Here is a 13,447-nt window from a genome sequence, read left to right as displayed (position 1 = left end):
TTAAACTGTCTTTAAACGGATTGAGCCCGGTAAAATACCGAACTCAATCTAAATATAGTTAATAATTTATTGTCCAACTTTGGGGGGGCACTTCAAATATCCGGCTTTTTTGTTTATTGTTGCGCTATATCATTTAGTATATTATATGCTTTGTCGACATTCTCTATATGTTTAATAAGGATGGAGCGCTTTCCCTGAGTTTCGCGTAACTGGCATTCTCTGGGATGTTTCTGTATATAAGTCAATAATTTATCGAACGCTTTCGATTGATAATACAATGAATCGGGATTCGACACTAGATACAGAGCCATTTGTCCTTTTTTCAAGGTAACCTTTTCAATACTCAGTGCTTTGGCTATTCGCCGGATACCTATTACTCCGATCAATTCCTGACCTTCCGGTGGTATTTTACCGAACCGGTCTTCGAGCATGCTGATAAATTTAGTAACATCGGCCTCCTTTTCAAGCTTGTTCAATTCGCTATATATCGAGATACGTTCCGAATCATTCGGTATGTAAATAGGAGGGAAGAGTAGTTCCAAATCAGTATCAATGACTACATCTTCGACAAAATTATCACCTGTTGTTTTTTCTCCTTCTTTTTGCTCGTGATACAGTTCTGCGAATTCTTCGTTGCGGAGTTCGCTAACAGCTTCGGTCAGTATTTTTTGATAAGCCTCGTATCCCAGATCGGCTATAAACCCGCTTTGTTCAGCTCCTAATAAGTTACCTGCTCCTCGTATGTCTAAATCCTGCATTGCGATATGGATACCACTGCCCAACTCTGAGAAATTCTCGATAGCTTGCAGGCGTCGTTTGGCTTCAGGTGTCAAAGTATCGAGTGGGGGAGCCAGCAGATAACAAAAAGCTTTCTTATTACCCCGGCCTACGCGTCCTCTAAGTTGGTGAAGGTCACTTAGACCGAATTGCTGGGCATTATTCACAATTATAGTATTAGCATTCGGAATATCAATACCCGACTCAACTATGGATGTGGCTATAAGTACATCGTATTCGTAATCTACGAAGTCGGTAATTATTTGTTCCAGCTTCTGTGGGTCTATTTGACCATGTGCAACAGCTATCCGTGCATCGGGTACTTGCCGACGGATAACTTTTTCTATTTCGGGCAGATTACTTATCCGATTGTTGATAAAGAAAACCTGACCATTCCTGCTCATCTCGAAATTAATAGCTTCGCGTATGATCTCGGGATCAAATGTATGAAGTTCGGTATGAGTCGGATACCTATTAGGTGGCGGAGTTGTGATGGTCGATAAATCCCGTGCGCCCATCAGTGAGAATTGTAATGTCCTGGGAATGGGAGTCGCTGTCATTGTTAATGTATCTACATTGAGCCTCATTTGTTTTAGCTTCTCTTTTACCGATACTCCAAATTTTTGTTCTTCGTCGATTATAAGCAATCCCAAATCATGAAATTGTACATCCTTTGCGACAATACGGTGTGTACCTATCAGTATATTAATTTTACCTTCTTTCAGCTCCTGTAATATACGTTTTACGTCGGATGTTTTTCTGGCCCTGCTGATATAATCTATTTTGCAGGGAAAATCTTTCAAACGGTCTTTGAAGGTATGAAAATGTTGTGTAGCCAGAACCGTGGTAGGAACTAATACGGCTACCTGCTTATTATCGGCCACGGCTTTGAATGCAGCACGAATAGCAACCTCTGTTTTGCCAAAACCCACGTCGCCACAAATCAGACGATCCATAGGACGGTCGCTTTCCATATCTTTTTTTACGTCCGCTGTAGATGTTATCTGGTCGGGGGTATCTTCATAAATAAAAGAAGCTTCCAGTTCGGTTTGCATAAAAGAATCGGGCGAAAACTTGAATCCTACTTCTTCCCTGCGTTTCGAATATAACTTGATAAGATCACGGGCAATATCTTTAAGCCGTCTTTTGGTATTATCCTTCATCCGTTGCCATGCACCGGAACCCAGTTTATTCAAACGGGGAGGTTCACCTTCGCGCCCTCTGTATTTGGATATCTTATAAATCGAATGGATGGGAACAAAAATAGCATCCCCATTGAGGTAGGTCAGCTTGATATGTTCCTGCAACTTTCCGCCCATATCCATACGGACAAGTCCACCGAACTTACCAACACCATGATCGTTGTGAACGATAAAATCCCCAACTTGCAACTGGTTAAGTTCTTTGAGGCTGAGGGCAATTTTTCCGTGACGGGCATTTTCCGATTTCAGATTGTATTTATGGAAACGGTCGAATATCTGGTGGTCGGTAAAGCAACATACTTTTGCCTTTTCGTCCGAAAAACCTTCATGCAAAGTATGTAGTACCGGAATGAAAGGTATCTTTTCTCCCCGGTCTTCGAATATAGTTTTCAGACGGTCGGTTTGTTTCTGGCTGTCACTCAATATATAAATAGTATAGCCCTGATCCATAAATTCCTCGAGGCTTTTACTTACTAAATCGAAATTTTTGTGATAGATAGGTTGTAGCGCTGTATGATATTCGATTGTTGCTTCCGGAACTAAAGTAGTGGAACTTGAAAATATCAGTTGCTTAAGCTTTTCTGCCTCTTCGGTGAATGTAGCTTCTGTAATAAGACGCGCTTGTACGTCTTTTACATATTCTGAATTATCCAATACCGGCAGATCGTTGTAAATAAAATTGATACGGCCTTGTATCCACGATAGATCCCTGTACCCGATATAGGAATTGTCAGGCAGAAGGTTCAGTATAGATTCTTGTAATTGGTCGGTTTTTGATATTTGGGGGATAATCTGTATCTGTTTCAGTTGTTCTTTCGATAACTGGTTCTCGATATCGAATAATCGTATAGATTCTACTTCATCACCAAAAAAATCGATACGGTACGGATATTCGCATGAGTATGAAAATACGTCTAAGATACTACCTCGTACAGCATATTGTCCGGGTTCATATACGTATTCGGTATATTCAAAACCATACGATTCAAGGATTTTTGAAACGAACACAGAATCAACTTTTTCGCTTACCTTTAATTGAAGGGTATTCTCCTTTAGTGTTTTTTTCGAGATTACTTTTTCGGCTACAGCTTCGGGATAACTAACAATCAGCAAAGGGTTGTTCTCTATCTGAAGCTGGCTTAATACTTCGGTTCTGAGGATTTCGTTAGCTGAATCGATTTGCCCGAATTTTATAGCCCGCTTGTATGCTGAGGGGAAAAACAAAACCTGTTTGCTTTTCAGAAGCTGATTAAGGTCGTGATAAAAATATCCGGCAGTTTCGGCATCGTCAAGAATATATAGATAAGTTTGGGAACTCCTTAAAAAATTAGAAGCAGCAAACATAGCCCATGATGACCCTAAGAGCCCTTTTATCTGTACTATTTTATGTTTACTTAATACTTGGTCTGATACATTCGACTTGTTTTTTTCGTCTATTATCCGGAGTAATGTTGTTGAGTCCAATTTTTGTAGGTATTTGAAAGGCTACAAAATTAATAATAAATAAAAAGAGATGCAAAGGGGCATTGTTAAAACCGTACTGGGTAGTTTTTATCGTAAATTCTATTAAATTTTAAATAATAACTTTATTAGATGCTTTCTAATAACTAATTTTGAAAAAACTTTGTGTGTATGTCAGATTCTATTGTAATTATACCTACTTATAACGAGAAAGAGAATATCGAAAGGATCATCGAATATACTTTTTCTTTGCCTAAGGCTTTTCATGTTCTGGTTATAGATGATGGTTCTCCTGATGGAACTGCTGATATCGTGAAGCGGCTCCAAAGCAGGTATGCTTCGTCTTTATTTTTACTTCAGAGGCAAGGAAAGCAGGGGCTGGGAACTGCATATATTACAGGATTTAAATGGGCATTAGAGAAAGAATACGAATATATTTTCGAAATGGATGCCGATTTTTCTCATGATCCTAATGATTTAATCCGTTTATACGATGCCTGTGCGGCAAAAGACGGTGCTGATATGGCTATCGGGTCGAGATATTCCACTGGGGTTAATGTCGTGAATTGGCCTATGGGAAGGGTGATTATGTCATTCTATGCCTCCAAGTATGTTAAGCTTGTTACAGGTATGAAAGTACACGATGCTACCGCAGGATTTGTATGCTATAAACGCAAGGTCTTAGAAACTATAGATTTGGATAAAATACGGTTTAAAGGATATGCTTTTCAGATAGAGATGAAATATACAGCCCATACTTTAGGGTTTAAATTGAAGGAAGTTTCCATAATCTTTGTGAACAGAGTTCTGGGGGAGTCGAAAATGAATGCAGGTATATTTGGGGAAGCTTTTTACGGTGTTATCGAATTGCGGATGAGTAAGCTTTTCGGTAAGATAAAACCCCGAAAGCAAGTTAAGCAAAGATCCGGTTCAGTAGCAGTCAGTCAATAATCAATTATTATTTGTTAGATGAGAATCGATATTATAACCGTACTACCACAGATGCTCGAAGGGGCTGTTAATTGTTCTATATTAAAAAGAGCTCAGGATAAAGGTTTAGCCAAGATTTGTATCCATAATTTGCGGGACTATACTGACGATAAGCATAATAGGGTAGATGATTATCCTTTTGGAGGAGAGGCCGGTATGGTTATGCAAATAGAACCGATTGATAATGTAATAACTCATCTGAAGAGCCAGAGGCAGTATGATGAGGTAATATATACGTCTCCCGACGGGGAAACTTTCGACCAAAAGATGGCAAACACAATGTCATCGTTAGAGAATATGATTATTCTATGCGGTCATTATAAAGGTATTGATTTTCGTATCAGGGAGCATCTTATCACAAAAGAAATTTCCATTGGAGATTATGTCCTTACAGGGGGAGAACTTGCGGCCGCAATTATTTCTGATGCGGTTGTCCGGTTGATACCCGGAGCGATCGGAGACGAGCAATCTGCCTTATCCGATTCTTTTCAGGATAATCTTCTTGCTCCGCCTGTATATACACGTCCGGCTGAGTATAAAGGATGGCGTGTGCCTGATATTTTATTATCCGGCCATCAGGCGAAAATAGATGAATGGAAGTTACAGCAATCTCTGGAGAGAACAAAAAGGCTTCGCCCCGATTTATTAGAGAAATAATCTATTTCTAAGACCTTTGTATTAGAATGGGTAACCAACAGCAATATGCCAAGCTGTATTTTGTCTGAATTTGAGAGGTTTCAAGACAGCCCATTTAGACTCATACCCGTCTATTACATTATATCCGTTCTCATCCATTTTGTAGATTGGAGTATCTGCCGGATTATATAGTTTCCATCCGCAGTCGAGACGTATTAAAACAAAATCCAGATCCAGTCTTATCCCTAATCCCCAAGCGGAAGCAATCTGCTTGTAAAACTTATCGAATTTAAATTCTCCTTTATATTGGCGTTCCGTTCCTTTTATCGTCCAGATGTTACCTGCATCGAGAAAAGCGGCAAATTCGAGCTTCCAGAAGGCTTTACTCCTGTATTCGGCATTTGCGTCGAATCGTATATCTCCCGATTGGTCATTGAAGTTCGCATCCTGACGGAAGAAAGCTCCCGGACCTAATTCTCTCGCACTCCACCCTCTGACACTATTAGCTCCTCCTGAGAAGAAGCGTTTCTGAAAAGGTACGAGTTTATTGTTTCCGTATGGATATACAATTCCTCCACCCAGTCTCCATGCAAAAGCATTGTTCTCATCTATTTGGATGGACTTGCTATAATCGAAGTTTCCCTTTACATACTGAGCATAGTAAGTATCGAATATTTTACGGGAACCGTATTCGTCTTTTTGTATGTTGGTTAGTGCAGCAAAAAGAGCGAGGGCATTTCCTGCTGTTTCAAAAGAGGCGCGAAGTGAATATGTCGATCTGTCTCTCCGGCTAGGTGCATAAAATAGCCTTTGCGTAGTATTATTACTGCGATAGTATGTATAGCCGGTACTTAATATAAATTGGTCGGTAAAACTATATATCTTGGCGTTGGTTGTTAGTTGCTTCTCAAATTCGGGCGATAGTTCCGGAATGTGAGCATAGCTGATATCAACAAGGTCGAGTGTGTGCCTTATTGTTCCGTTATTCCTGTTCTCCCATATATATTTCAAGCCGGTAGCAAATACAGTCCGGGTGAAATAGTCGGGGCGGCGTTGATATGTATAGCTGGATGTAAGTTGGGTTGAGGCTCTGAGTCTGCGCCGTAAGTCGTGACTAAGAAAAGGGAACATAAATCGGGGGAAGGTTAGCGAAGCTTCTCCTCCAATCTCGAAATAATTATCACTGAAACTTGAAAAGTTAGGCGTAACAGCTTCGTATGATCCTCGTACTTTGATGTTTAATAATTCAGAACCCTTAAAGATGTTCCGGTGAGTATATCCGAGACCGGCTCCAATGCCAAAGAATCCTGAAGAGTTAGTTCCTTCAATTTCAGTGGAGATTCCTTGCTTCTTATCGGGTACAGCCGTTATAATACAACGCATACGGGTCGAATCGTTTTCCAGATATTGCTCATAACGGATATTCACGTTTTTCAGGATATTGAGTTGTGATAAGGCATTATACGTAGTAGTTACCTGGCTTCCATTATATAAGTTTCCGGGTTGTATATAGCAATTATTCATTATCACGAACGGTTTGATAAAACGTCCACGGGGACCATAGAAAATACGGTATTTACCCCGGTATACTGTATCGGTTGCCTGGTAATGGTTTATATCTCCGTCTGTAATGGGGTTGTAGTCTACATATATGTCTACATTGTCGAGAAAATACTGCTTGTGAGGAACGTCTACCGTTTCGTGATTATTGAGTCTTTGAGTAAAAGGATAAATAATAAGTTCGAGTTCAGCCTCGTTATCCTTATTAATGGTGTCGGCTACGAACTCAATATATTCTTTACCGAAAGCCATATATCCATTTCTATTTAAAATGGATGTGACACGTTCACGTTCGGCATTTAATAAGTCAAGATCCATTTGGTCTCCTTTTTTCAATAACCTGCCAAAGGATAAATAGCGGTTTAAGCTTACGGTTGCAGTATCACCAAGCCTGCGTTTTATTCTTTCAGGGATTGGAAATGAATGTTCGAATACCTTTCTGTCGAATACCGAGTCGCTTATATTTATTGTATAATTGGCAATCCGGGTCGGTTCATTCGACTTAATGTCGAATATGATCTTTACTTTTTTATCTGTTTGAGTAATCTGGGGAGTGATATCGGTATGTTGATACCCTTTGTTTTCCATAATGCGCGCAAGTTGGCTTACTGTACGCTCTACTTGTGTGCTGTCGTATATAACAGGTGGTTCTCCGGCATTCTTTAACGTGCGGTTATACCATCTGGTGGTGTCTTTTCCCGAGAGATTATATACGAATAATGGAAACTTGAATAACTCGAATGTCCTGTAGTTCGATTTTTGTTTGATATAAGGTTCAAGGTCATATGAGCTGATGTCTTTAGCATCTACTTTGACTCTTGCATCTGCTAATAAAAATTCATTATCGGGCACATATTTGGTTGAACTACATGAATAGATCAGAACAATAAAACCAGTTATGACTAAAAGGAAGATATATTTAAATTTCATTCTTTAAATGCTGAGAAAAACAATCTGTTCCTAAATAACGGCAAATTTAGAATATAATTATTTCTTTTTTGTAGATTTGTTAGAGAAAGACATTTTAATTTTTTAGAATAAAAGGAGCATGGCTGGTTTAACTAAGAATAAAATAAAATATATACAGTCTTTAAAAAATAAAAAAGACCGTGATATTTATGGAACATTTGTAGCCGAAGGCGATAAAATAGTCTTAGACCTTTTGCCGGAAATGAAGTGCCAGGCGTTACTTGCTACTACCGATTTTATTGAAAAAAATAACCTATCCGCCTTCCATGATATAGAAGAATTGATAGAAGTCTCAAAATCGGAGATTGAAAGAGTCAGTTTTCAAAAAAATCCCCAACAAGTGATTGCAGTATTCTATCAGCGTAAACCTTCATATGATAAGATGCAGTTACCGCACCAACTTAGCCTTGCTTTGGATGGGATACAGGACCCCGGTAATATGGGAACAATAATAAGGTTGGCCGATTGGTATGGAATTGAAAATGTATTTTGTTCGAAGGATACAGTGGACATATATAATCCAAAAGTTGTACAAGCGACGATGGGAGCTTTATCCAGAGTGAATGTCTATTATGAGGATATGGTTTCTTTTCTACAGTCTGTATCGAAAGAAATGCCTGTTTATGGGACATTTTTGGATGGAGAAGATATGTACAAAACAGAACTTACGCAAAATGGCATAATCGTAATGGGGAACGAAGGAAAAGGAATTAGTCCTGATGTAGAAAAGGCGGTCTCTCATAAGCTTTTGATTCCGAATTATCCTGTGGGAAGATCCACTTCCGAATCGTTGAATGTTTCAGTGGCGACGGCTATTATTTGTAGTGAATTTAGACGTTTGTTGTTGATTTAAAGGAGGATAGACTCCGAGGGGTATTTGGATCCCTTTTTTTGTTTTCTTTCCTGAAAAATCAGATTGTATTTAATAAGGTTAAAAAGAGCATTTTTTTAAACAATTTGCTATAAAACATGTTCAAAAAATATAGTTAATGTTGGGAAAAATGCTATATTTAGGATGTATTTCGTTCGTTTCACGTTTTTAAATTACATTATACTATTATGGGATATCTAACTTTTAATAAAAGTGAGTTGGTGAACCTCCAATATTCTTTGCATAAGGAGATATTAAGCACGAATAGAGCCGGAGCGTATATGAGTACAACTATAGTTTGTTGTAACACTCGTAAATATCATGGGCTTCTGGTATGTCCTATACAAGAGTTTGACGGAGAGAGTTATGTGCTCCTTTCTTCACTGGATGAAACGGTTATTCAACACGAACAGACTTTTAACCTTGGTATTCACCAATATCCTAATGGCGTATACGAACCTCGGGGACATAAATATATAGTCGACTTTGAGTTCGAACCTACACCTACTTTAGTGTATAGGGTGGGAGGGGTAATTCTGAAAAAGGAGTTACTAATGATTCATAATTCAGATCAACTACTGATCAGATATACTTTAGTGGATGCTCATTCCCCGACTACACTCCGGTTACGTCCGTTTATGGCTTATCGCAACAGGCATCAATTGAGCAAGGCCAATCTATTTGTTAATACCGATCATGATGTTGTAGAAGATGGTATCGCCGCTCGTATGTACAGTGGCTTTCCTGTATTGAACTTACAGCTCGACAAGAAAAATAAATTTATTTCAAATCCTGATTGGTATTACAATATCGAATATTCGGAAGAAAAAGCCAGAGGGTACGATTATCAGGAAGACTTGTATACACCCGGCTATTTTGAAGTACCGATAAAAAAAGGAGAGAGTATTATTGTTTCTGCTTCCTTAAAAGAAGAGAAAACGAAAAAACTGTCGGCTTTCTTTGATAAAGAACTATCCTTGCGTCCCCCCAAAGATAGTTTTCTTAATTGTTTGAAGAACTCAGCAACCCAGTTTATAGTACAACAAGGAAAGAATACCGAAATTCTGGCAGGATTTCCTTGGTTTGGCAGATGGGGTAGAGATACATTTATCGCTCTTCCGGGATTGACATTGGCGGCTAACTATGATCTCGCAGCCTGTAAAGGAGTACTGGACACTATGTCGAGAGAAGTTAGCAATGGATTGTTTCCTAATATAGGAAAAGATGACAATGCTGCTTATAATTCGGTTGATGCTCCGATGTGGTACTTTTGGGCAATACAAAAATATGCAGAAGCGATAAAAGATAAAACTGTAGTATGGAAAGACTATGGAAAAAAAATGAAGCAGGTACTGGAGGCTTTCCGGAATGGAATAAACTCTCATATACGTATGCATGACAACGGCCTTATCTGGGCTGGTCAGGAAGGCAAAGCTCTGACATGGATGGATGCAGTTGTTGATGGTGTACCGGTAACTCCCAGAGCCGGATATGCCGTAGAAATAAATGCACTGTGGTATAATGCCATTAAATATACACTGGAACTGGCAGAAGAAAACGGCGATAAGAAATTTGTGAAGGAATGGGCGGATTTGCCCTCTAAAATAGAAGAAAATTTTACTCCTTTGTTTTGGAATGATGAATTAGGTTATCTGGCTGATTATGTAGATGAGATGGGTCAGAATACAGATCTTAGACCCAATCAGATAATAGCTGCATCATTACCTTACAGTCCGATTGATGATGAAAAGAAGAGTACTCTTATCTACAAACTCAAGGATGATCTTTTAACGGTAAAAGGGTTGCGTACTCTTTCTCCTAGCCATCCTGATTATAAGGGATTCTATTCGGGTGATCAACCTACGCGTGACAGGGCATATCATCAGGGAACTGTATGGGTATGGCAACTAGGCCATTATGTTGAGGCTTGTTTTAGACTTCATGGAAAAGCTTATCTTACGAGAGCTAAAGAAATTGTATCTGCATTTGAGGAAGACATGACCGACTATGGGATATGTAGCATAGCCGAGGTTTATGATGGAAACCCACCACATCATCCGGGAGGTAGTATATCTCAGGCTTGGAGTGTAAGTGAAATCTTAAGAATAATACAAATGATAGAACAGAACGAAAAAAAATGAAATCTAAAAACAACCTGTAAAAATCAAAGAACACTATGAAAGTATTAATGTTTGGATGGGAGTTTCCCCCTCATATCTCGGGGGGCTTAGGAACTGCTTGTTATGGGTTGACTAAGGGATTGGTTCAGCAAGATGTAGAAATTTTATTTGTGATGCCCAGGGCATCAGGAGATGAGGATGGGAGCATTGGCCGGATTATTAATGCGAGTGATGTGAATATGCCTGATTCTATTTCTTCTACTGATTCATTTTGGTCTAATATAAGTTTTTTGCCGGTTGATTCGGGTTTGATCCCGTATCTCGGCTGGGAAGAGTATGCCCATATTGCACAAATATCGCAAGGCTCGGAAAGAACAAACTTTACACATCTGGGTGGTAAATTTACCTTCTCAGGAAAGTATGGTGCTAATTTAATGGAAGAGGTTATGAGGTATGCCTATATAGCGTCAAAAATAGCAGCCGAAAATGAATTTGATGTTATACATGCACATGATTGGTTAACTTATTTGGCTGGTATAGTTGCAAAACGTATCTCGGGAAAACCTTTAGTTGTACATGTACATGCTACGGAATTTGACAGAAGTGGTGAGAATGTGAACCGTACAGTATACGACCTGGAGCGTATGGGGATGGAGCACGCCGATTCGGTGATTACGGTTAGTAACCTGACGCGTGATATTGTAATTAATCGTTATGGTATCAATAAAAATAAGGTGGTAACGGTACACAATGCCGTCGATTTCTCGGGAAAAGAAACTGTCGCGTCACAGAAAGTTCTGAAAGAAAAAGTTATAACTTTCTTAGGTCGTATTACTTTTCAGAAAGGACCCGAATATTTTATCGAGGCGGCATACAAAGTCTCGAAAGTATGTCCCAATGTCCGCTTTGTAATGGCTGGTAGTGGGGATATGATGAATAAAATGGTACGCCGTGTAGCTAAATTGCGAATGGGTACCAAATTTACTTTTACCGGATTCCTTACCGGTGACGATGTTCATAAAATGTATGCACAAAGCGATGTTTATGTGATGCCTTCTGTATCAGAGCCTTTTGGGATATCCCCATTAGAGGCCATGCGTATGGGAGTACCTACTATTATATCGAAACAATCGGGGGTATCAGAAGTTTTAAAACATGCTATTAAAGTTAACTTCTGGGATATTAATGCCTTAGCTGATGCTATGTACGGATTGGTTACATATCCGACTTTAGCAACAGCACTTCAGGGTGAAGGTACAGCTGAGGTAAATGCTTTAAATTGGGACGACAGTGCCAATAGAGTAAAGGCTGTATACGAAAGCGTTATGGCCTGATTTTTTTTATAAGAAAAAACAAAAAAAACACTTACTAGTTATGAAAAAATCTCTATGCTTTTATTTTCAGATACACTTGCCATTTCAATTTCGTAGATTCCGGTTCTTCGATATAGGTAATTCGCATGAATATTATGACGATTTTAATACTCGTACAGCTTTACAGAAGGCAGCAGAACAATGTTATCTGCCAATGAATAAGGTTTTGTCAGATATAATCAAAGAATACGGACAACAGTTTAAAGTTGCACTTTCTATAACAGGCGAAACAATAGAGCAACTCGAAATGTATGCGCCTCAGGTATTAAAAAGCTTTCAGGAATTAGCTAATACCGGTTCTGTCGAATTTCTCTGTGAAACATATTCGCATTCCCTTGCCTTCTTGAAAGACGAACATGAACTTGACCGACAATTGTTGAAGCAAGCCGAAACAATTAAAAAATATTTTGGACAATATCCTCAAACAGTTCGTTTGACCGGACTTATTTATTCCGATCAAATTGGCGAGCGTATAGCCAAACTTGGATTCAAAGCAATGATAACTGAAGGAGCTAAACATGTTTTAGGATGGAAGAGCCCTAATTATTTATATAATAATGCATGTAATTCTGATCTCAAGATTTTACTTCGTAATTTCCACTTGAGTGATGATATTGCCTACCGCTTTTCAGACAGAAGTTGGGATCAATGGCCGGTAACGGGCGAAAAATTTTCGGAATGGTTACACGAGGTCGATAAACATGAAGAGGTTGTGAATTTGTTTATGGATTATCTTACATTCGGCGAAAGGCACACCAAAGGGTCAGGTATATTTGAATTTATGAGGTACTTGCCTCAGGAAATATTAAAACGGGGGGATTTTGAATTCCAGACACCTTCTGAGATCATTAAAAAGCACGATGCAAAAGCTCCTGTACATGTTCCGTATCCTATTTCGTGGTCGGAAGAAGAAAGAGACCTTAGTATTTGGCTGGGCAATGATTTGCAAAACGATGCCTTTAATTCTCTTTGTGAGTTGGGTGTTAAAGTTTCATTTGCAAATGATGAGGAATTAACACGTGACTGGGAACGGTTACAGGATAGCGATAACTTTTATTATATGGGAACTAAGTGGTTGACCGATGGTTCGACCCGCAGGTTCAGGAATGTTTATTCGAGCCCGTACGATGCATATATAAACTATATGAATGTATTAAGCGACTTTATATTGAGAGTTGAAGAAATCGTGAATCTCAAGATAAAAGACCTGCTTGGTAATAAAAAATATGCTGGTAAACTTGAAGGTATTGTATCTTTATCTCAAGATAGATATACACCACTTCAAATTAAAAAGGCTGTAGAAGCACTAAAAGAAGAACTGAATCTTGATCCAGTACAAAGGTCAGAAAAAGCTGCTAAAACTAAAAAGAGTATAACTGAAGACGTAAAAAAGACTCCGAAAAAGCCTACTAAGGCTAAGAATAAGTAATATCAAATAGTTATATTATTTAAAGAACGGATAATTTTTAGTTGATTCGAAAACAACAT

General features: G+C 38.8%; 8 protein-coding genes. 6 read left to right on the top strand and 2 right to left on the bottom strand.

The features are described from left to right. Positions 1-113 precede the first annotated feature (113 nt). Complete coding sequence (gene mfd / locus BUC12_RS09330) at positions 114-3,323, bottom strand: transcription-repair coupling factor (protein WP_082141913.1); 3,210 nt, start codon at positions 3,321-3,323, stop codon at positions 114-116. 288 nt (positions 3,324-3,611) lie between these two features. Here mfd and BUC12_RS09325 point away from each other — a divergent pair, with 288 nt between their 5' ends. Together BUC12_RS09325 and trmD are read left to right on the top strand one after the other, a co-directional pair. Then, complete coding sequence (locus BUC12_RS09325; protein WP_062180356.1) at positions 3,612-4,391, top strand: polyprenol monophosphomannose synthase; 780 nt, start codon at positions 3,612-3,614, stop codon at positions 4,389-4,391. An 18-nt stretch (positions 4,392-4,409) separates the two neighbouring features. Next, positions 4,410-5,087: a tRNA (guanosine(37)-N1)-methyltransferase TrmD gene (gene trmD / locus BUC12_RS09320; RefSeq protein ID WP_062180359.1), complete on the top strand. Its 678-nt coding sequence runs from the start codon at positions 4,410-4,412 to the stop codon at positions 5,085-5,087. Positions 5,088-5,108: 21 nt separating this feature from the next. On the opposite strand, the gene tamL is transcribed toward trmD, so the two are convergent. Then, positions 5,109-7,556 carry a translocation and assembly module lipoprotein TamL gene (tamL, locus tag BUC12_RS09315; RefSeq protein ID WP_062180362.1) on the bottom strand — a complete coding sequence of 816 codons (2,448 nt, stop codon included), beginning with the start codon at positions 7,554-7,556 and terminating at the stop codon, positions 5,109-5,111. A gap of 118 nt (positions 7,557-7,674) precedes the next feature. On the opposite strand from tamL, the gene BUC12_RS09310 reads away from it, so the two are divergent. The 4 genes from BUC12_RS09310 (at position 7,675) to BUC12_RS09295 (ending at position 13,388) form a co-directional block, all read left to right on the top strand. After that, the gene (locus BUC12_RS09310) at positions 7,675-8,448 is read left to right on the top strand and encodes an RNA methyltransferase (RefSeq protein ID WP_062180368.1); all 774 of its coding nucleotides are present in this window, start codon (positions 7,675-7,677) and stop codon (positions 8,446-8,448) included. 206 nt (positions 8,449-8,654) lie between these two features. Continuing rightward, entirely contained in the window at positions 8,655-10,607 is a 1,953-nt protein-coding gene (locus tag BUC12_RS09305) for an amylo-alpha-1,6-glucosidase (protein ID WP_062180371.1), read from the top strand. Positions 10,608-10,642: 35 nt separating this feature from the next. Next, entirely contained in the window at positions 10,643-11,920 is a 1,278-nt protein-coding gene (locus tag BUC12_RS09300) for a glycosyltransferase family 4 protein (RefSeq protein ID WP_062180374.1), read from the top strand. Positions 11,921-11,960: 40 nt separating this feature from the next. Beyond that, the gene (locus tag BUC12_RS09295; protein ID WP_062180377.1) at positions 11,961-13,388 is read left to right on the top strand and encodes a glycoside hydrolase family 57 protein; all 1,428 of its coding nucleotides are present in this window, start codon (positions 11,961-11,963) and stop codon (positions 13,386-13,388) included. The last annotated feature ends 59 nt before the right edge of the window (positions 13,389-13,447 follow it).

The sequence above is a fragment of the Indolivaga macrotermitis genome (genome assembly GCF_900128985.1).
Taxonomy (GTDB): Bacteria; Bacteroidota; Bacteroidia; order Bacteroidales; family Dysgonomonadaceae; genus Dysgonomonas_A; species Dysgonomonas_A macrotermitis.
The sequence above is the reverse complement of the archived record's forward strand: the minus strand, read 5'-3'. Positions and strand labels throughout refer to the sequence as shown.